Here is a 20,349-nt window from a genome sequence, read left to right on the forward strand (position 1 = left end):
AATTCCGAATACGAATCCTGAGTGTTAGCCGGACGTTTGAACGCATCAAGCGTTTCATCTCATATTAAAAAGGATTCTAGATATTCCATATGCGATATTGGTCATAGATACCCCCTTCCAAAGTACTGTTTGTCAATAGTTTACCATTCTCTGAAACGATCATATATATCGATGATGATATTTTTCTTGCAAATGACAAGAGCGGAAGGTAAGGAATATTGATGCCTATTCAGATGAGTAGGATGCGGGGGAACGATTTCAAATCAAACGGCCCTCATCTGATGAGGGCCGTTTTAACCTTTGGCGGGAACATTCGCTTACTTGCCTCTATGCTTCGCTTTTGCCTTTTGCTTTTTCAAGCGGTATTTTTGCATGTTTTCCTGTTCCCGGCGGTGTTTATTCAAGCGTTTTTTCTTTTCTTTTTTGGCTTGCTGTTCCTGTTTGATGGCTTCTTGAGCTTTAGTGGATATCCGGGCATGCTTCATTTCTTTGGCCACTTGGCGCTGAAGCCTTTTCGGATTGATTTTCCTTTCGGGTTCAGCTTGTATCCGAATCCCTTCCTGTTCAGCATCTGCAATGATCCGCATAAGCTGATGGTTGACAAACTCGAGCACTTCCTTATCTTTCGGCTCCTGGCCAAACATATGGCGAAATGCCCTTAATTTGCCTTCCCGTACAACTTCAATAATCCCGACGTAAAACTGGCCATCATGGTAAATCGTTAATTTCATCACGATTCCCTCCTCTATTAAAACTTACGAAGAATGATGGACATCCCGAGGAGGGGAAGGTTACTGACATCATCAAGATGCATCTGGACTACCAACCGGATCGTGTTTTTTCATTCTTCTAGATCAATGTAGCAGACTTTTCAATTCAATGGAAGGGTGTTCCGTTTATTTTCTATGACCTTTTATGTCGCCCCCATCAGTTGCGGGCATTCGATGTGAATGTAAATGTCTCCTTTAACATTCTTCCTTCAGTTCCTTTTTCCGTCCATAGGATATCGACTTCTAATTCCGATGCTTTTTCGGCTACCAAAATATTGCTGTAGCTGACAGGCGTTCCATTATTCAAACTTTTGGCCAACAAAGCTTCCTCCTTGTGATCACGACGTTCGTCACGCTTGCCGAAAAGAGAATACTTCGTTTCGGAGTGCGGATCATTTCTAAAAAGATGAATTTCCGCTGAAGCTATATCGCGGCCGATTTTTTGAACCTTGACCGAATATGTTTGATATTTTCCTTGTTCAGCTTTTGCCAGGTTCTTTCCTTCTTTCGCTTTGCCGATTTCAACCGTCCATTGGTCTGTCTTCTGCTTGACCGGCAATTGCTGAATATTGAGCGCGTTTGCTGCCGAAATTGGCGAAAGCGCGCTTGCAATACAAAATGCACCAATGGTAAACAACAGTTTTTTCATCATAAACCTCCTCATGACGTTTTTAATATGTTGGCCCTCTCCCGTATGGATGATGCATTTGTTCATGAAAAAAGGAAGCGGATTGATCCGCTCCCTTTACGATTTAGACAATAACATTCTCAGTTTTGAAATCGTGTTTTCTTTTTCCAACGGTCTATACACCGTGAGCTTTAAATCAGGCGCATCGTATAATTGCAGAGTGACATGCTCCATAAACATCGTGCCGGCCGAAGGGTGATTAATTTCTTTTTCACCGGCGGGCGTGCCGAGGATGTCATGATGATTCCACCAGCTGCGAAATTCAGCGCTTTTTTGCGACAACTCATCGATCAACTCGTTGATCCATTCTTCTCCAATGAAGCGGGAAGCTGTGAATCGAAATTGCGCCAGCAGTCTTTTCGCATGGCTTTCCCAATCAGCCAGAAGTTTTTGATAGTCCTTGGAACAAAAACAGCGCCAAATCGCATTTTTTTCTTTATGACTCATCCGTTTAAAATCGCCGAACACCAAACACGCCGCTTCATTCCAGGCAATCACGTCCCACTTTTCATCTGTGACGTAGACGGGACAATCTTTTAAATGCTCAATCAGATGCTGAACGGCCGGGTTCAAGTGTTGTTTGGTGCTTTGCAGTTCATAGAGCGGGATTTGCTGTCCAGCCAACAGAAAGACATGCTTTTTTTCCTCATAGTTTAATTTGAGAACTCTCGAAATGCTTTCCAGCACCTGTGTCGATACTTGGATATCCCTCCCCTGCTCAAGCCACGTATACCAGGTCACCCCAATGCCGGCAAGCTGGGCCAGTTCTTCTCTTCTCAGACCTTTCGTTCTTCTTCTCTGTCCGAGCGGCATCCCGTATTCTTCGGGGGATACTGTTGACCTTTTTAATTTCAAAAAATCGCCCAACTCTTTTCTTTTCTCTTTCATTCCATCCAAAATACTCACTCCTCCTGCGTGGCGAACATCTTCTATTTAAGATTCTACATGAAAAAGGAGCGGAATGAAGATAAAACCTGCTATTTATTGTGATGAGTGGGATTCTTCTGGATCCCCGTTTCGCTCGGCAAACACTTCTGAGGCGACCGTTAATATTGTGTTAAGGCCGTTTGGAAAACCTGAATAAATGATCATCTGCATCATCACTTCGATGATCTCTTCCTTTGTCCATCCGGCATTTAGCGCACCATTGATATAAAACGGCAGCTGCTCTGTGTTTCCAAGCGCGGTTAGACCCGCTACTGACGCCAGCAGCCTGGACTTCAATTCAAGGCCCGGTCTTGAAAAGATCTGGCCGTAGTTAAACTCCACGGCCAACTTTCCAAGATCAGGGGCAATCGATTCTTTGAAACTGTTTACAATTTCTTCGTAATGGTCTTGATCAATTTGTTCTAATACTTTAAGTCCTTTTTTATAATTGTCGCACATTTGCATGATCTATTCTCTCCTCGCATTGAATTTTTTGGGCAGGCTTGTCGGAAATCAACAGTGATGTGAAGGCGATACCGGTCATCAGTATTCCGAGCGCACAAACACCTGGCCAATTGAAGCTGCTCCAGGTCAAAACGCCCAGGAATGAACCCAAGGCGCCGCCGAGGAAAACCATAACCATCAACATACCGTTGAGACGGCTTCTCATCTCACCGGACAATTGAAAGATCATAGCCTGGCTTACAACCTGATTGGCTTGCGTGCCCATGGTGACAAAGAGCGCTCCTATAATGACGGCTATTAAAGATATTTTCCCTAAAAAAAGGAGGATAAAAGCAAATAATGATAATGACATGCACAGCACATTTGCAAAAACGTGCCCCCTCTTGTCAATAATTCGCCCGATCACAGGAGCAGCAAAGGCGCCTCCGATTCCGACAAGCCCAATCATTCCTGCGCCCTGGCTTCCATAGGTATAAGGTGGATCATTCAGCAGAAAAACAAGCGTCGTCCAAAACAAACTAAAAGCGCCAAACATAAGACCTTGGCTCAAACAGGCTTTTCTCAGAGTTTTTTCCTGCAGGAGCAAAGGCCCCAGAGATGCCAAAAGTTTTCTATAGTGAACGGTGTTTGCAACCTTGCTTTTCGGCAAAAACAAACGAATCAGCACCATGATCATGACTGATGCCGCACACGTGATCCAATACACCGACCTCCAGCCGTACTGCGAATCAATGATGCCGCTAAAAAGCCTTGCTCCCAAAATTCCGCACACCAGGCCGATTGCAACATTGCCGATCACTTTTCCTCTCTCCGTCTCACGGGCAAGGTCTGCTGCAAAAGGAACGATCAATTGCGGGATGATCGTAAAAAACCCCAGCAGAAGCTGTGCTGTCACAAGCCAGAAAAAATTCACGGCAATCGCTGAACTGGCAGAACAGAGACAGACAAGTAACAACAGATTTAAAATCAGCCGGCGCCTTTCAAACATATCGCCAAGAGGAACCAGCATTAAATTTCCCAATGCGTAGCCTGCCTGGGTGATTGTCGCGATCATGCCCGTCTCGGCGGCTGTTGTGTGAAACGTATGCGCCATGCTGACCAGAAGCGTTTGATTTAAATAGATATTTGCCACAGTAAATCCTGAAATCACCGCCATTAGGAGAATCAACCCTTTCGAGACCCCAGAATTCAGCTTTTCCATTTTGTCACCCCCTTACGCTATGCATTATAAGTGACTTCGAACATATGAAAATAGCAGTGTATTGATCATAGTATCAGGAGTACCATGACTAAGAGCACCTGCTCTTCACGTTTTACTTTTACTTCCTCAAGGGTAAGAAAAAAGAGATGGGGGGAATGGAACAATGTCAAAAGAAGCAAACGAGATGCAGCAGCATATGGACCGATATGAATTGTTTTTCAAAAAAAGATATAAGGTGCTCCATACAGTAAACGACTTTCTCATCGGTCTTTTATTTTTTGTCGGGAGCTTCTTCTTTTTTTCGGCCACGTTGAAGCCCGCGGGAATCTGGCTGTTTGTCATCGGAAGTTTTCAGCTGATGACAAGACCTGCGATTCGCTTCATACACGATGTTCATTACAGAAGATATCTTGAACGCCGGTTGATGCGGACGAATTCAGATTAGGCGAACCTTTATATGAATCTTTTATTTGTGCTAAAATAAAGTCATCTTTTGACAGAAAGGAGTGCTACGATGAAAAAATATCTACTTATGACAACCAGAACCGAGAACTTTAACGATCAATATGTGCCGGCCCATTATGAATTTTTGGACAGGCTGAAAGCCGAGAACCGCCTGGACATGTTCGGCCCTTTCAGCGATGCATCCGGAGGTGCGTATCTCATCAGGGCAAAGTCTCTCAAAGAAGCAACAGAAATCGGACATTCCGATCCGATTGTTGAAAGCGGCTCTTCCACACTGGTGATCAAAGAATGGCAGATCAAATAAAAGCTTCATATGCAATATAAACCTTCCCTGCGCGGGAGGTTTTTTTATGAACATACTCCGTCCGAAAAAATATAAAGAAACGGCCTTTTCGACCGATACTTATTTTGACTCCAAAAAAACCTATTGAAAAATTGGGTATTTTAACCTATGATAATAGGAGTGTTCGTACTGAGAACAGGAGGTGGATATTCGAACAGATCAAAAGCCCGCTTATTTCAGCTGTATGGAGCGATTGAAAGAGGATCATTCCAAAAAGAACGTTGCCGGCAGGATGTAGGCCTAAAAAACAAGGTTCATTTTGGGGTGCAGAAAATCTTCATGGGCAACAATCTTAAACTTTTATTCTTTCACAGCAATTGGAATATGCAATGATTAAAACATTTATTTTTATTGCCGCTGTTCATAGAAGAAGTTTACGGTTGCTTGAAGCTTCGTTGCTGGAAGGGCAGATCATAAACAATGATGCAAGCATTTGACGGGTGACGGCAGCGATTTTGGACAAAGAAGCCTGTGCCAGTAACGGTACCGGCAAAAAAAAGGAGTTTTTACATATGAAAAGAACGACAGAATTTGTACTAGGTCTAATTGGCGGTATTTTCGGTTTTATCGGCGCTTTTATTGCATTGATGATCGGCGGCATCGACGCTGCATTCAGCTCATCCGGCACAAGTCAAATCGTTGGACTTGGATGGGGAGCGGTCTTCTTTTCCATTCTCGGTATTGTTGGATCAGTCATAGTGAGGAATAAAGCAAAACTTGGCGGAATCATGCTTTTAATTTCTGCAATCGGCGGATTTATTTGTATTTTCATGTTCTACATTTTATCGGGCGTTCTGCTTTTCATCGCCGGTATCATGGGATTGGTCAGAAAAGAGAAAACAATAGCTGCATAACGTATCAAAAAGAGGCCGGGTGTGTATCCGGCCTCTTTTCATTCCATTCACTTTTTCAGCCATTCCTCGCCGGAGTCAGCCAACCTCTGTAATTCATTCATAAAAACACCCGCATGCCAGCCGTCACACACCGCATGGTGAACCTGCAGGGAAACCGGCAGCAGCGTCTCTGTTCCATTCGAAAAGAATTTCCCGTTTGTGATGATCGGCAGCAAATGTCCGCTGTTTGCAAGGTTCAAATTGAAGCTTGTAAAGCTTACCCATGGAATAGAGGAGATCGAAAACGCGTTGGCCGGGATATTTTCCTTAGCCCACAGTCCTTTGTTGTTTCCAAAGCGAAGCATGTCTTTCAGATGGTTATGATAAAACCGCGAAAAATCAATATCATACTCCGTCCATACGGCGGAAAAGGTTTGTTCTTTATGATGAAAAACCGTATAGCAGGGATTCATCTGCTCCCATACCCCGAGCTCACCCTTCTCATTGTAGCCCGTTCTGAATTCTGGATAGGCTTGAACAACCCTTGAAACCATGTAAATAAACGCGGGATAAAGCTTGATGTTCTGTTCTTTCAGCACCTCCAGCATTGCACTGATATTCAGGTTTGCCGTCAGGCTGAAAGAGCATTTCCCTTCTGACATGAAGTGTTCAAAATAAGGTTTTCGATGCCAATGCTCCAGGTCTATTCTTTTAAAATTCATGCTTGATCCTCCTAAAATAATAGAATATTTATTTTAGGAGGCGAACTTCTCTGATTTCTTCATCAGTCTCACCCCATGGGTCTTTTATCCAAGTGTAGTCCTTTAAAGATTCAGAATCAAGTGCGGTCAGCCGCTTTCTGAGCACATGATTTTTTTCTTTGTCATCTTGCGATCCCATTCTTTACACGAACACATACACCCTTTTTCAGGTTATACTGACATACAGCGGGGTGATCATATGAACAGTAAATCGGAATTGACGCCTGAACGGTGGCGGGCGATTGTCGAAAACGACCGGTCTTATGACGGCGCTTTTCTTTATGCGGTAAAAACAACGGGAATCTTTTGCCGTCCCTCCTGTAAATCAAGGGCTCCCCAAATTGAAAATGTCCGTATATTCCAAAATGCAGAGCAAGCTCTAGCAGCGGGCTTTCGTCCGTGCAAGCGCTGCCGGCCGGACGGTGCGCTGCTTCCCGATGAAGAGCTTGCAGAACAAGTCGCACACATCATCGCCACACATTACCGTGAACCCTTGACGCTCAAAGCACTAGCCGACATAAGCCATGTCAGCCCTTTTCACCTGCAGCGGATATTCAAACGGATCAAGGGTGTTTCTCCGGTAGACTATATCCGGCAAAAAAGAATCTCTGAAGCGGGCAAGCTGCTCGCCTCTTCAAATCAACCGATGGCGGAAATTGCCGCGGCGATCGGCATCGCAAATGCGGATTATTTTGCCGTCCTCTTTAAAAAAATCAAAGGACAAACGCCGACAGAGTACCGGCAGATGAAGCGGAGGAAGTAGCCAATGATTGAAAAAATCTTGCAGTGGAGTCAGTTTGAATGGGGCAGCTGGACTCTCACAATCGCGGCATCAGCAAAAGGGCTTTGCTATACAGACTTCGATCAGAAGGGCTCACGGAAGCTGGCCGACTGGGCCAGTAAAAGGTTTCCGGACCTTGCTGTCGTCCGCGATGATGAAAAGCTTCAGCCATACACGGATGAATTGACGGCTTATTTTAGCGGGCGGTGCAGGCATTTCAGCCTGCCCGTTGCTCTCACCGGCACGCCTTTTCAGCTCTCGGTCTGGCACGCTTTGCGCATGATTCCTTATGGAGAAACACGCACATATTCGGAAATCGGCGTTGTGATCCAAAGGCCGGACGCTGTTCGGGCCGTTGGCGCCGCGATCGGCGCCAATCCGCTTTTAATCGTCATCCCCTGCCATCGTGTCATCGGAAAAAACGGCAAGTTGACAGGCTACCGGGGCGGTCTGGAGATGAAACAGCACTTGCTCAGGCTTGAAGGCCGACAGAGCGGAGATTTGGGAGACTAAGGCGCTGTTTGCTGTCAAATCTAAACTTTTTCATCTGAGACGATATGAATGTCGATACCGTCCGTATGCCGCATGATGCTGTTGACAATGGAACCTTTCGTGATTTCCTCCCATCTTGAGCGAGCGGACTGCCCCAGCACAATCTGGGTGATGCTTTTTTTCTTCGCGATCTCGGTAATCGTTTCTGACACATAGCGTTTGCCGGAAGGTTTAAATATAAAAATAAACTCGGCGCCAAATTGGGCACAGAGGCATTCCCATTGACTGATTTTGTCGCGTTCGTGTTTTCCCAGCCGCTCTTTTGACTGGGGGGAAACCGTCAGCACAAACAGATTGGCTTTCAGCCTGCTCGCAATTCTCCAGCCGCGGCGAATCAGTTTTTCGGCATTTTTTCCGTGCTGCACGCAGACGAGTATTTTTTCATTTGTTCCCCTTGGCCGCCGGCTCCCATTGAAACCGGTCCGCTCCATCCGGTCATCCACATCATCTGCCACTTCGCGCAAAGCGAGTTCTCTGAGCGCCGCTAAATTATTTTTGGTGAAAAAGTGGGATAAAGCCTGTTTTATTTTATGTTTTTCATAAATTTTTCCTTCCCGCAGCCGTTTTTGCAATGTTTCAGGGGTGACATCGATCAGGATAATTTCATGAGCCCTATCCAAGACGCGGTCAGGAATCCGTTCCCTTACTTTTACACCCGTCACATGCTGAACAATATCATGAACGCTCTCTACATGCTGAATATTGACCGCAGAGAGAACGTTGATCCCTTCTTTCAAAATATCTTCTGCGTCCATATAGCGTTTTTCATTCTTCGATCCGGGAATGTTTGTATGCGCTAGTTCATCTATGATCACAAGATCGGGCTTACGCTCAATGATCGCGTCGACATCCATTTCTTCGAGCATTTTTCCTTTGTATTCGATTTTCCTCTTTGGAATGATCTCCAAATCATTCATTAAAGCGGCCGTCTCTTTCCTGCCGTGCGTTTCGATTAGACCGATGACCACATCTATGCCCTCACGTTTTAAACCATCGGCCTCCTGCAGCATTCGGTACGTTTTCCCGACGCCGGGAGCCGAACCGATAAAAATCGTCCAATGCCCACTTTTCAGCATTTCAATTTCAGCCAATAGTTCCTCCGGTGTTTTTCTTCTAAAGTCCCGGGGGTTTTTTTGCAATAGTCAGCCCTCCTCGGAATGTCTTCCCCAATGTCTGCAGTATCTAGACATTGAGGAGACATCACTAATTCAGCCTTTCCTTCAAATCAATGTTTAGGAGCAGTACATTCACACGCGGTTCACTGAAGATGGAAGCATTTTTTGTATGTCTATGAACCAATTGTTCAAGATCTCTCTGTGAAACTCCTGTCAGTCTGCTGATTCTTGGAATTTGAACTCGTGCGCCGTCCGGGCTGATATCGGGGTCTAACCCCGATGCAGAATTCGTGATGACATCAACCGGAATCCCTTTGACAGGAACATCGGGATTTTCCTTTTTCCATGATTCAATTGAAGTTTTGATCCGCTTCAACAAAGCTGGATTTGACGATGCCTCATTCGGTGATCCCGACCCTGCCGCATCATAGCCGATGCTTGATTCCCTGCCGTGAAAAAAACGCGGATCTGTAAATGACTGCCCGATTAGCGCCGAGCCGATGATTTCTCCTTTTGGATTATAAACAAGACTTCCGTTTGATTTTTCAGGCATAACCGTCTGGGAAATTCCTGTCATCGCCAAGGGATACGCCAGCCCGCACATGATCATAAGTAGCAAGCTGACCCTGACAACCGCTCCTAATTCTTTCATTATCATCATCTGTCCTCCTTACATGATCTGAATCAACATATCAATCAGCTTAATCCCGATAAACGGAACAATCACACCTCCAAGTCCATAGATCAATAAGTTGCGGGCCAATAAAGCATTTGAGCTCATCGGTTTGTATGCTACTCCCTTTATCGCCAACGGGATGAGAAGCGGAATGATCACCGCGTTAAAAATCAGTGCCGATAAAATGGCCGACAACGGTGAAGCAAGCCCCATAATGTTCAGTGCTTTGATGTCGGGAATGGCCAGCATAAACATCGCCGGAATAATGGCAAAGTATTTGGCAATATCATTTGCAATGCTAAACGTCGTTAAAGCGCCGCGGGTCATGAGCAGCTGCTTTCCAATCGACACCACTTCAATAATCTTCGTCGGATTCGAGTCAAGATCCACCATGTTCGCCGCTTCTTTTGCCGCAGTCGTCCCGCTGTTCATGGCAATCCCTACGTCAGCTTGGGCCAGCGCCGGCGCATCATTTGTCCCATCTCCCGTCATGGCGACTAATTTTCCCTTCAATTGTTCCTCTTTGATGACGTTGATTTTATCTTCCGGTTTGCATTCCGCGATAAAATCATCGACCCCGGCCTCTTTGGCGATGGTTGCAGCGGTAAGCAGATTATCACCCGTACACATCACCGTTTTTATTCCCATTTTGCGAAGCTCTTCAAAACGTTCTCTCATCCCCGGTTTGACGGTGTCCTTCAAATAAATCAAACCGAACATTCGATCATCGGCCGCCACGGCCAGCGGAGTACCGCCTTCTTTTGAAATCTGTTCGCTTTTTTGATCAAGATCCTGCGGAATCGTTCCGCCGTTTTCTTCGACCCACTGTTTCACGGCATCGACGGCACCTTTGCGTATTTTTCTTCCATCCGGAAGATCAGCTCCGCTCATTCTTGTTTCCGCTTTGAAGTCGACGAAATCTCCGCCTTCAACAACAGATGAGTCGTATTGGATTGTCCGTTTTTTGGCGAGTTCGATGACAGAGCGCCCTTCCGGTGTTTCATCATGAACCGAACTGAGAGCTGCATATTCGCCGACAGACTGCAGTGTTTCTTCTCCGACCGGCACAAACTCACTAGCCATCCGGTTCCCAAACGTGATCGTTCCCGTTTTATCGAGAATGATCGTGTTAATATCACCGGCGGCCTCGACAGCTTTCCCCGACATCGCCAGCACGTTAAACCGGGTGACACGATCCATCCCCGCAATCCCGATCGCCGACAAAAGCCCTCCAATCGTCGTCGGGATCAGACAGACAAGCAGTGCAATCAGGATCGCGGGATCAAGTTGAAAACCGAGGTAAGCCGTAAACAACGGAAGTGTCACAACAACAATCAGAAAAATGATGGTCAAGCTCATTAACACGGTGTTCAAGGCAATTTCATTCGGGGTTTTCTGCCTTTCCGCTCCTTCGACCAAGGCAATCATCTGATCCAAAAAGGTTTCACCGGGATCGCTTGTGATTTCGATTGTAATCGAATCGCTGATGACGCGGGTCCCACCCGTGACAGAACTAAAATCGCCACCCGCTTCTTTGATAACCGGGGCGGACTCACCTGTAATGGCCGATTCATCAACGGAGGCGAGACCATCGATCACTTCGCCGTCTCCGGGAATCATTTCACCTTGGGATACAATGACAATATCCCCTTTTCGCAGATCGTCTGATGACACTTTTTCGCTTCTGCCATCCATTACTTTATTGGCCCAGATCCTTTTTTTCGTCTGTTTTAAAGAATCCGCCTGCGCTTTTCCCCTTCCTTCAGCCAATGCTTCAGCGAAGTTGGCGAACAAAACCGTAAAAAGCAAGATCACGGAAACTGCCGGGTTGAACCAAGGAGCCGCCGCGCTTCCGAAATACTGCGGAAAAATGGAAAGCAGAACGGCAATCAAAAAACCAACTTCCACCATAAATATAATCGGATTTTTAACCATACGTCTCGGATCTAATTTTAAAAAAGCATCTTTGATCGCAGCTTTTATGATTGTTTTGTCCATCATACGCTTTGGCTTGCGAACCGAATCTGAAACGATCGGCAAATCGTTCATTGATAAAGCCCCCCTATCATCATGTTAAAAACTCTGCAACCGGCCCCAACACCAACACAGGAAAGAAGGTGAGTGCTCCGACAATCAAAATCGAGGCAACAAAAATGCCGCCAAACAGACTTGTATCCGTCCGGAATGTGCCGGTCGTTTCCGGGACGGCTTGTTTTTTCAACAAAGATCCCGTGACAGCCAGCAATGTGACGATTGAGAAATAACGGCCGATGAACATCACAATCCCGGTTGTTATATTCCAGAATGGTGTGGCATCTCCCAGTCCTTCAAAGCCGGAACCGTTATTCGCGGCTGAGGATGTATACTCATATAAAACCTGGCTGATCCCGTGAAAACCGGGATTTGAGATCGCATCTTGCCCGGCCTGTGTATACATTGCAAGCGCTGACGCCCCTAGAATCAACAGGGGATGAATCAGCAGCGTGACAGCAATGAGCTTCATTTCTTTTCCTTCAATTTTTTTGCCTAAAAACTCAGGTGTTCTCCCCACCATTAAACCGGAGAGAAAAACGGAGACCATCGCATACAAAAGCATGTTCATAAATCCGGCACCAATTCCGCCAAAAACCGTGTTCAGCATCATGTTGAGCAATGCCATAAGCCCTGTGAGAGGCGCCAGCGTATCGTGCATCGTATTGACCGCACCCGTTTCAGTTGCGGTGGTGACCATCGCATAAAAGGCTGAATTCAATGTTCCAAAACGGACTTCTTTTCCCTCCATACTGCCTTCATCATGGCTGATCCCCAGCTCGCTGACAGCGGTGTTTCCTCCCGATTCCGTCATAAAGGCTGCACCGGCGGCGATTAAAAACAAAAGACCGGCCGATACAAAAAGGATCCGTCCCTGTTTTTTGTTCCCTACCATTTTCCCGTAGGTAAACGGCAGTGAAATGGTGATGAGAAGCATCAACAAGATTTGAACCGCATTGCTCCATCCATTTGGATTTTCATATGGATGGGAAGAGTTGACCCCGAAATACCCTCCTCCGTTGTTTCCCAGTTCTTTGATGGATAAAAAAGAAGCGACCGGCCCGCGCAAAATCGTCTGCTCCCCTCCGGTTAGCGTATGGGCTGTGGCGGTCGGGCTGAGCGTCTGAGGTACCCCTAAACCGACAAAAACAAGGGCCGCAACAACGGAGATCGGCAGTAAAATCCGGGTGATAGAGCGAATCAGATCGACAAAGAAATTGCCGAGCGGCTTTCCGGCAAGCCCCCGAATCATCGCCATCGCTGCAGAGAGGGCGGTGGCAGGCGCCGCAAACATTAAAAAGGTAATGGCGATCATTTGCGACAACAGAGAAAGACCGCTTTCACCGCTGTAATGCTGTAAATTCGTATTGGTCATAAAACTGACGGCTGTATTAAAGGCAAGCGTCGGCTCCATACCCGCAACGTTTGTCGGATTGAAAGGCAATACCCCTTGCAGGCGGAAAACGAGATAGACCGTGCAAATCACCACCGTGTTGGTCAAAACAAGGGAGACAGCGTATTTCCTCCATGATTGATTTTCCGTTTTCACACCGCCAATTCGATAAAACAGACGTTCAGCCGGCAGAAAAATACGGTCGATTTGAGACGGAGCGTAATCAAACACTTTAGCTATGTAAAGCCCCATCGGTTTAGCCGCCGACAATGCGATCAGCAGAATGAAACAGATCGACAAAAGCGATGTCATTTTCTTTTACCCCCAGTTAAAATTTTTCCGGATTCAACAAAGCATAGGTTAAATAAACAAACATGGCGATCACTATGGCAAAGAGACATATCATTTGGATTCACCCTCTCTATGAATGATCAGTCGTTTTTCCCGCCCACTTCACCAATAAAAGCAGCATCGCCGTTAAAGATGCGGTCACAGCCAGCATCACGATATCACGCACGTTTACTCACCTCCTCTCATTTCTGTTTTGAAGGCATGAAAAAAAGCCGCAAGAGAACAAACCTCTTACGGCTTTTTTTAGGCACAGTTAAGAAACCGTGCTTTCCGCACGTATTTGGGTTCTCTTTAAACGCTTACGAGGTTAGCTGTCGGATTCAGGTGCAAAGAGTCACCTTACCTTGAAAAAGGATTCACCCCAAGTGGCATGCCACAAAAAATTGGTTCCCCCGCTTCCGGTTGGAATTCAGCGGTTACGTAAATTGGAAATTTTATTCAGTTTTTTGATGAGATTTATATTACGCCCGTAAAACAGAAGTGTAAAGTTTCATAAGTGGTCAAATATGACGATATTCACCTTTTATCCCTCTATTATCATACTTTATTTCATACTTTCGTCTCTTTTCTTTAAAAATCTCACTTTTTCTAAAACGCAATTGTGAAAAAGCTGGACAACAAACACCGTTCGACCATCGAACGGTGTCATGACTTAAAAGTCAAAATTGTCAGGATCAGGGCCGACGCGGGTGTTCTCATTCAACCCGTCAATTTGCCTCATCTCCTCTTGTGTCAGCTCAAAATCGAATATATCCGCGTTTTCCGCAATCCGCTGCGGTTTGGTTGATTTCGGAATCGTGATGACGCCGTTTTGCAAATCCCAGCGCAATATAACTTGGGCAGCGGTTTTGCCGTGTTTTTTGGCGATGTCTTGTAAAAGCGGATGGTCGAGCAGCTGCCCCTGCATTAACGGAGACCAAGCTTCAAGCTGAATCCCGTGAACGCTGCAAAATGAATGAAGTTCTTTCTGTGTCAGGCGCGGATGGTACTCGACTTGATTGATCATCGGTTTGATTTTGGCATCCTTCAACAAATCTTCGAGATGGTGGATTTGAAAATTGCTGACTCCGATCGCTTTCACGCGCCCTGCTTCATAAAGGGTTTCCAGCGCCCTCCAGGCCTCTTTATACCGCCCTTCGACAGGCCAATGGATCAGATATAAATCCAGCGCATCAAGCCCCAATTTTTCAAGGCTCGCTTCATAGGCGGAGATGGTAGACTCATAGCCTAAATCATCATTCCATACTTTTGACGTGACAAATATATCATCTCTTGAAATACCGGCCGCCTTGATCCCTTCACGGATTCCCTGTCCGACTCCTGCTTCATTTCCGTAGATTGCCGCCGTATCAATGCTGCGATAGCCGTGGGCAATCGCCGTTTTGACCGCCTGAACCAGCTCAGGCCCTTCTTCCACCTTAAATACACCGAGCCCAAACCAGGGCATGTCCTTGCCGTTATGCAAAGTGATTCGATCTTGTAAATGTTTTGCAGTCATGATTGACCTCCTGATTAGTGTTGTTTTGATCAAGCGCAGTCTCCATCATCGGCAAAGAAGACTTTGTCAGCTTGATCATGTTTTTCATCTTTTCGTTCAAAGCTCCTGCATAAGCCTGTCAAAAGGACAGCGCCGAGCACCATAAACCCGCCGGCCCATGGCGTGTGGATCAGCCCGATCGAGTCTGTGATGATTCCTCCCACGTAAGAGCCGATGGCAATGCCTGCGTTAAACGCGGCGATATTAACGGCTGATGCGACATCCACCGCTCCCGGAACAAACCGCTCAGCCAGCATGACGACATAGACCTGAAGTCCGGGAACATTCATAAAAGCTAAAAACCCCATCAAAATGATCGTGATCAGCCCGGCTGTTTTAAACGGGGCTGTCGCTGTGAGAATGAAAAGCACTGCCGCCTGGGCTATAAACATATAAAATAATGCATCAAGCGGCTTTTGGTTTGCCGCCTTTCCGCCAATGATGTTGCCGAGGGCAATCGCAGCCCCGTATACGAGCAAAATAACCGCAACGGCTTCTGCCTTAAAGCCTGTTACATGCTGAAGCAGCGGAGATAAATACGTGAAGACGACAAATGTTCCTCCGTATCCAAGGGCCGTAATGATAAATAACAGGAGCAAGCGGCCGTTCGCCACAAGTTTAAACTGGCTCCGGAACGTCGTTCGCGCACCTTTCGGCAAATCAGCCGGGACAAGGATGCTGTTGGCGATCAACGCGAGCGCTCCAACGGCAACGATGGCCATAAAGGCCAATCTCCAGCCGAATTGCTGGCCGATGAAGGTGCCGATTGGAACACCTGTGATCGTCGCTACGGTCAGTCCGGTAAACATAATCGAAATCGCGCCGGCCCGTTTGTTTTCCGGCACCAGGCTCGCAGCAATCGTTGAACCGATTGACATAAACACACCGTGCGAAAACGCGGAAAGCACACGGGCGGCGAGCAAAACACCGATCGTTCCGGCACAAGCGGCGATCCCGTTTCCGATCATAAAAACGACCATAATCAAAAGCAGCAGCGTTTTCCGCGGGATCCGCGATGTCAATGATGTTAAAACAGGCGCTCCAAACGTCACGCCCAGCGCATATAAAGAAACCGTCAGCCCGGCCGTCGTCACGGGGATGTGCATGTCCCCGGCGATCAAAGGCAAGAGCCCGACGCTGATAAATTCCGTCGTTCCGATGGCAAATGCGCTGACAGCCAAAGCTAACAGCGCCAATATACTGCGCTTTTTATGCTGAATAGAAGACATTTTTCTCCTCCCTTTTGTTATCGTGTATAGCAAACAACAGCCGGCACATGATATTATCATCCATATAGAGATCAAAGAAAAGTACGCACTTTTAAGTATGATAGGAACCTAAAAGTGATATAGGCACTTTTTTGTACCCAAAAGGAGGATAAACATGAAGCAGAAAAAGTACAATATATCAGTTGAAGCGACCCTTGAAGTGATCGGGGGAAAATGGAAATGCGTCATCCTGTGCCACTTGACGCACGGAAAAAAACGGACAAGTGAATTGAAACGCCTCATGCCGAACATCACCCAAAAAATGCTGACCCAGCAGCTGCGCGAGCTGGAAGAAGACGGCGTCATCAATCGAATTGTCTACCAGCAGGTTCCCCCAAAAGTCGAATATGAATTGAGCGAATACGGACGGACGCTTGAGGGCATCTTAGACTCCCTGTGCGCCTGGGGCGAAAAACATATTACGAAAGTATACGGTGATAAATTCGCTGTTTTGGAGGACAGTGTGTTGAATGATAAATTGAAACAGGATCATGAATAAAAATGAAAAAGGAATGGGGATTGATGGGGAAATTGTTTCTTTCCGGCGGCGGAGACAAAGAGCAGACGCAAGCGCTGGATCGGCGGTTTGCAGAGGAAGCGGGGCCAAGAAAGCCGCTATTGTATATTCCGATTGCAATGGATGCCTCCATGTTTGATGATGGCTTTCAGTGGATCCAAAGGGTTTTTAAGCCGCTCGGCATAAAAGACATCACCATGTGGACAAATCTGAAAAACAAAACGATTCAAGATTTAGATCATTTTTCCGCCGTTTATATCGGCGGCGGAAATACCTTTCAATTATTAAAGCATATTCGCGATGCCCAGTTCAGCGATGTATTCAAAAACTATTTCGCAAACGGCGGCATCATCTATGGGGGAAGTGCGGGAGCCGTCATTTTAGGGCAAAATATCATGACTTGTTCCCATCTTGATAAAAACACTTTCGGGGTGCGCCGTTTTCAAGGTTTACAGCTTGCAGGAGAGTACTCGATTTGGTGCCACTACAGTCATGAAAATGACCCATTAATCAAACAGTATATCAAGAAATTCCATAACCCTGTCATCGCACTTACTGAGGAAACAGGAGCCCTCGTCAGCAGCAAGGGCATTCTGGCGGTCGGATCGAAGCCCGCCTGTGTTTTCAGGGGGGAACGCAAATTTGTCGTTTACCCGGATGATTTTATCCATCTGTGACGAAAAAAACGCTTAGGCAGCCAGCCCAAGCGTTTTTTCGTTTTAAGCCTCCACGGTAATCAACTTCCATCAAACTCAGGGTTTCTGTCCGTCTCATAGAACCTGGACAGTTCAACGATCATCGCCCCCATCCGTTCGAGCTCAGGCGCAAGCAGCCGCACCACACCTTCTTCGCTCAATGCCTCTGCCGTCACCTTTCCGACGGCTGCTGCAAGGACGTGGTCCTGAAACGCTTGGACGATTTTCTCCCGCACTCCGTTTTCCTTTGCGAATTTGAAAAGCGAACGGACTTGGACGGCCGTTGTAAAGCAAACGGCATCCACTTCATGATCAAGCAGCTCTTGGCACAGTAAAGCAACGGTTTCCTCATCAGGCGCGACATGCTGATATGGAAGAAGCGGGAAGACAGCGGCGCCTTTTTCCTCCAAAAACGCAAGCAGTGATGGCGCGTTTTCGCCGTGGAGCTGAACCATAACCCGCTTACCGGTAAAATCATAAGGTTTAAGCGATTCAATCAACCCCTTCGTCGTTCCGTCATCATCAGAGGCTGTCGGCGTGATGCCGAGCTTTTTCAAGGCGGCGGCCGTTTTGTAGCCCCTTGATGCCGCTTTTGCCTGACGGATGACCTGCAAAAAGCGTTCGCCGATTCCAAGTTTCTCAGCCAGACTGACAAGTGTTTCCGTACCGATTCCGGTCGTGAAAATCACCCAATCGGCTCCTGTTTCAACAAATGTCTGCAAATCAGGCCCGACCTCTTTTTCCGCCAAAAACACGGTACCTTGCAGGGAGCGGACGACGGGAATTCCGCCCTGCTTTTTGATGAGTGTGCTCATTTCCTCAGTTTTACGCGATGCGCCGATGGCGATTCTACTGCCGTTCAATCCTTTCCCCAATACAAATCCCTCTTTCTTTATCGTTTTCTATTCAGATCGCTGTTTACTAGCATCTTCCAAATGAGATATGATTGAATTATCAAAAAATAAGGAGGTTTTTTTCATGTCCACTCATTCTCAATTTGAAACGCGAATAGAGCATTTGACGAAACATGCCCGTTTTTTTGAGTATACCACTGCCTCGGACCCGATTGGAAGCGGAATAATCAGCCCGGTGCCTGTGAAAGAGTTCGGCCCTGAATTGTATGAGACAGGTGAAACGCGGATCATCCCGCTGGACATCTCCGAACAACTGAAGACGGATTATGCTGCTTCAAGCCCTTCCCTTCTCGCGCATTTCATCAAGATTTGTTCAGGCGACACGATCGAGACAGCGCCTCGTGCGACAAGCGAACTTTATTACGTCATTGAAGGCTCAGGCACTACAGATGTGAACGGTGAAACGATCAGCTGGAAAAAAGGAGACTTTTTTACACTGCCCGCAGAATCAAACAGCTGCCACCGCGCAGCCGCAGATACGGCCATCTATTATATTACAGATTCGCCACTCCTTGATTATTTAGGAGTCAAACCCGCTAAAGCACGCTTCAAACCAACCCTTTACACTGCTGAACAAGCAAAGGCCAAATTAGAGGAAGCAGCCGCATCCCCTGACGCCCATTTACGAAACCGCATCTCCGTTCTGCTCAACAACGAAATCTTTGACCAAACGCTGACGATCACACATGTCCTGTGGGCTATGTTCGGCATCGTCCCGCCCGGCTCCCGTCAAGCGCCGCACAGCCATAAATCGGTCGCTCTTGACTTTGTCGCCTATGCGGCACCGGGCACGTATACATTGGTCGGAAAGCAAATCGATCCTTCCACAAAAGAGATCATCGATCCGATTCGAGTGGACTGGGAAACCGGAAAAGCCTTTATCACACCACCCGGTCTGTGGCACTCCCATCACAATGAATCGAATGAGCCGGCCTACATTATTCCGATTCAGGATGCAGGTCTGCAAACTTATCTTCGCACATTGGATATTCAATTTCAGCATTACGAGTGAAAAAATGCTGCAGCGGGAAGCAGTCCTTCTGAGATACTGACTTCCCGCCGTTTTCCAAACTACTTTTCAGCCTGTTCGTTTTGCTTTACAAGCATATCGGCAATTTCTTCTGCCTGTGCTTGAACGGCGTTTGGATCATACGGCCAGAATCTGTCAGGGTCAAGGAAAAATACCCGGCCATTTTTCACCGCGTCAAGCGACTTCCAAACTGAATTGTCCTGATCAAGCTTTCCGCTGTAGGATTCATCGACGAATATGTAGTCTCCGGCATATTGAGGAAGAACTTCTAAGGAGATAACCTTGTATCCCTCTGATGCATCAATGGCATCTTTTTTGACAGAATCAGGCGGTGTCAGCCCCAGCTGCTGATAGATGGCTTCTCCTCCCCTATACCCGTAAGCGCCATAGACATACAACGATTTTGCATAGGCCCCGATCAAAGAAAACGTCTGATCTTGAACAGATGCAGTTTTTAGTTTCGCGCGGGCTGCTTCCATTTTTTGATTAAACGTTTTCGTCCATTCCTCAGCTTCTTTTTCCTTGCCGAGCAGCTCGCCGAATGTTTTCATTTCCTCGCGGGCATCCTTAAATGTGCCGAACGGATAGACAACAGTCGGAGCGATTTTTGACAGTTTTTCATAGACTTTTGGATCGTTATTCATCGAGACGATCAAATCGGGCTTCAGCTTAAAGATCTTTTCAACTGACACTGAAACGCCGTCTTTCGCCCCGATATCTTTCATTCCGGACACTTGCTCCTTAATATAAGGGTTTTCCAGATACTTCCCCGTTTCACCGACCGGCTTGATTCCGAATGCGAGCATTGTTGCCGCATAGCCGATCGTCACGACCCGCTTCGGATTGGCCGGGATCTTGACATTTCCATTGATGGTTTTCACCACTCTTGTTTTCTCTTCATTCTTCACTGATGCTGCTTGTTTCTGGCCGCTTTGACAGCCGGAAAGAAATAGAGCGAAAGCGAGTAAAACGATAAATATATAAGAATCATGCTTTTTCCTCATGTCCAATCCTCCAATTGATAATAATTATCATT

General features: G+C 46.7%; 23 protein-coding genes and 1 riboswitch. Of the genes, 8 read left to right on the forward strand and 15 right to left on the reverse strand.

Features of this window, described 5'->3' with window-relative positions; genetic code table 11:
* Positions 1-317: 317 nt before the first annotated feature.
* The 5 genes from M654_RS16780 to M654_RS16800 form a co-directional block, all read right to left on the reverse strand.
* Entirely contained in the window at positions 318-731 is a 414-nt protein-coding gene (locus M654_RS16780; protein WP_026588022.1) for a YjdF family protein, read from the reverse strand.
* 196 nt (positions 732-927) lie between these two features.
* On the reverse strand, positions 928-1,419 hold the full coding sequence (locus M654_RS16785; protein ID WP_026588023.1) for a hypothetical protein: 492 nt from the start codon (positions 1,417-1,419) through the stop codon (positions 928-930).
* 96 nt (positions 1,420-1,515) lie between these two features.
* Positions 1,516-2,355, reverse strand: coding sequence for a helix-turn-helix transcriptional regulator (locus M654_RS16790; RefSeq protein WP_026588024.1), 840 nt, complete (start codon positions 2,353-2,355; stop codon positions 1,516-1,518).
* Between the two features lie 84 nt (positions 2,356-2,439).
* Positions 2,440-2,850, reverse strand: a complete 411-nt coding sequence (locus M654_RS16795) for a carboxymuconolactone decarboxylase family protein (RefSeq protein WP_035428218.1) — start codon at positions 2,848-2,850, stop codon at positions 2,440-2,442.
* Positions 2,828-4,051 (reverse strand): MFS transporter, encoded by a 1,224-nt coding sequence (locus M654_RS16800; protein ID WP_081692855.1) that lies wholly within the window; start codon positions 4,049-4,051, stop codon positions 2,828-2,830. Before M654_RS16800 ends, M654_RS16795 begins: the two co-directional genes overlap by 23 nt.
* A gap of 163 nt (positions 4,052-4,214) precedes the next feature.
* On the opposite strand from M654_RS16800, the gene M654_RS16805 reads away from it, so the two are divergent.
* The 3 genes from M654_RS16805 to M654_RS16815 all read left to right on the forward strand — a co-directional run bounded on the left by M654_RS16805 (position 4,215) and on the right by M654_RS16815 (position 5,713).
* Complete coding sequence (locus M654_RS16805; protein ID WP_026588026.1) at positions 4,215-4,496, forward strand: YrhK family protein; 282 nt, start codon at positions 4,215-4,217, stop codon at positions 4,494-4,496.
* 69 nt (positions 4,497-4,565) lie between these two features.
* The gene (locus M654_RS16810) at positions 4,566-4,820 is read left to right on the forward strand and encodes a YciI family protein (RefSeq protein ID WP_026588027.1); all 255 of its coding nucleotides are present in this window, start codon (positions 4,566-4,568) and stop codon (positions 4,818-4,820) included.
* Between the two features lie 551 nt (positions 4,821-5,371).
* Positions 5,372-5,713, forward strand: coding sequence for a DUF4064 domain-containing protein (locus M654_RS16815; protein WP_026588029.1), 342 nt, complete (start codon positions 5,372-5,374; stop codon positions 5,711-5,713).
* A 47-nt stretch (positions 5,714-5,760) separates the two neighbouring features.
* Here the strand turns inward: M654_RS16815 and catA are convergent, their stop codons facing one another.
* Positions 5,761-6,414 (reverse strand): type A chloramphenicol O-acetyltransferase, encoded by a 654-nt coding sequence (gene catA / locus M654_RS16820; RefSeq protein ID WP_026588030.1) that lies wholly within the window; start codon positions 6,412-6,414, stop codon positions 5,761-5,763.
* A 238-nt stretch (positions 6,415-6,652) separates the two neighbouring features.
* On the opposite strand from catA, the gene M654_RS16825 reads away from it, so the two are divergent.
* Positions 6,653-7,216, forward strand: coding sequence for a bifunctional transcriptional activator/DNA repair enzyme AdaA (locus M654_RS16825; protein ID WP_026588031.1), 564 nt, complete (start codon positions 6,653-6,655; stop codon positions 7,214-7,216).
* A 3-nt stretch (positions 7,217-7,219) separates the two neighbouring features.
* The gene (locus M654_RS16830) at positions 7,220-7,747 is read left to right on the forward strand and encodes a methylated-DNA--[protein]-cysteine S-methyltransferase (protein WP_026588032.1); all 528 of its coding nucleotides are present in this window, start codon (positions 7,220-7,222) and stop codon (positions 7,745-7,747) included.
* 20 nt (positions 7,748-7,767) lie between these two features.
* Here the strand turns inward: M654_RS16830 and kdpDN are convergent, their stop codons facing one another.
* The 7 genes from kdpDN to M654_RS16865 all read right to left on the reverse strand — a co-directional run bounded on the left by kdpDN (position 7,768) and on the right by M654_RS16865 (position 16,118).
* Complete coding sequence (gene kdpDN / locus M654_RS16835; protein ID WP_026588033.1) at positions 7,768-8,925, reverse strand: KdpD-like non-kinase potassium sensor; 1,158 nt, start codon at positions 8,923-8,925, stop codon at positions 7,768-7,770.
* 64 nt (positions 8,926-8,989) lie between these two features.
* Entirely contained in the window at positions 8,990-9,559 is a 570-nt protein-coding gene (gene kdpC, locus M654_RS16840; RefSeq protein ID WP_236251145.1) for a potassium-transporting ATPase subunit KdpC, read from the reverse strand.
* A gap of 12 nt (positions 9,560-9,571) precedes the next feature.
* Positions 9,572-11,626, reverse strand: coding sequence for a potassium-transporting ATPase subunit KdpB (kdpB, locus tag M654_RS16845; RefSeq protein WP_026588035.1), 2,055 nt, complete (start codon positions 11,624-11,626; stop codon positions 9,572-9,574).
* Between the two features lie 19 nt (positions 11,627-11,645).
* The gene (kdpA, locus tag M654_RS16850; RefSeq protein WP_026588036.1) at positions 11,646-13,313 is read right to left on the reverse strand and encodes a potassium-transporting ATPase subunit KdpA; all 1,668 of its coding nucleotides are present in this window, start codon (positions 13,311-13,313) and stop codon (positions 11,646-11,648) included.
* A gap of 16 nt (positions 13,314-13,329) precedes the next feature.
* Positions 13,330-13,407 (reverse strand): K(+)-transporting ATPase subunit F, encoded by a 78-nt coding sequence (gene kdpF, locus M654_RS24430; protein ID WP_077737193.1) that lies wholly within the window; start codon positions 13,405-13,407, stop codon positions 13,330-13,332.
* Positions 13,408-13,632: 225 nt separating this feature from the next.
* Positions 13,633-13,777, reverse strand: a riboswitch (cyclic di-AMP (ydaO/yuaA leader).
* A 227-nt stretch (positions 13,778-14,004) separates the two neighbouring features.
* Positions 14,005-14,850 (reverse strand): aldo/keto reductase, encoded by an 846-nt coding sequence (locus tag M654_RS16860; protein ID WP_142246099.1) that lies wholly within the window; start codon positions 14,848-14,850, stop codon positions 14,005-14,007.
* 29 nt (positions 14,851-14,879) lie between these two features.
* Entirely contained in the window at positions 14,880-16,118 is a 1,239-nt protein-coding gene (locus M654_RS16865) for an MFS transporter (RefSeq protein ID WP_026588038.1), read from the reverse strand.
* Between the two features lie 154 nt (positions 16,119-16,272).
* Between M654_RS16865 and M654_RS16870 the strand changes: the two genes are divergently transcribed.
* Positions 16,273-16,656, forward strand: coding sequence for a winged helix-turn-helix transcriptional regulator (locus tag M654_RS16870; RefSeq protein WP_026588039.1), 384 nt, complete (start codon positions 16,273-16,275; stop codon positions 16,654-16,656).
* 2 nt (positions 16,657-16,658) lie between these two features.
* Positions 16,659-17,351, forward strand: a complete 693-nt coding sequence (locus tag M654_RS16875) for a Type 1 glutamine amidotransferase-like domain-containing protein (RefSeq protein ID WP_236251146.1) — start codon at positions 16,659-16,661, stop codon at positions 17,349-17,351.
* Positions 17,352-17,410: 59 nt separating this feature from the next.
* Here M654_RS16875 and M654_RS16880 read toward each other — a convergent pair whose 3' ends face one another.
* Positions 17,411-18,244 carry a uroporphyrinogen-III synthase gene (locus M654_RS16880; protein WP_026588041.1) on the reverse strand — a complete coding sequence of 278 codons (834 nt, stop codon included), beginning with the start codon at positions 18,242-18,244 and terminating at the stop codon, positions 17,411-17,413.
* A gap of 103 nt (positions 18,245-18,347) precedes the next feature.
* Here M654_RS16880 and M654_RS16885 point away from each other — a divergent pair, with 103 nt between their 5' ends.
* Positions 18,348-19,295, forward strand: coding sequence for a cupin domain-containing protein (locus M654_RS16885; protein ID WP_026588042.1), 948 nt, complete (start codon positions 18,348-18,350; stop codon positions 19,293-19,295).
* Between the two features lie 59 nt (positions 19,296-19,354).
* On the opposite strand, the gene M654_RS16890 is transcribed toward M654_RS16885, so the two are convergent.
* Positions 19,355-20,317 (reverse strand): iron-hydroxamate ABC transporter substrate-binding protein, encoded by a 963-nt coding sequence (locus tag M654_RS16890; protein WP_026588043.1) that lies wholly within the window; start codon positions 20,315-20,317, stop codon positions 19,355-19,357.
* Positions 20,318-20,349: the final 32 nt, after the last annotated feature.

Source organism: Bacillus sp. NSP9.1 (assembly GCF_000465465.2).
GTDB lineage: Bacteria > Bacillota > Bacilli > Bacillales > Bacillaceae > Bacillus > Bacillus sonorensis_A.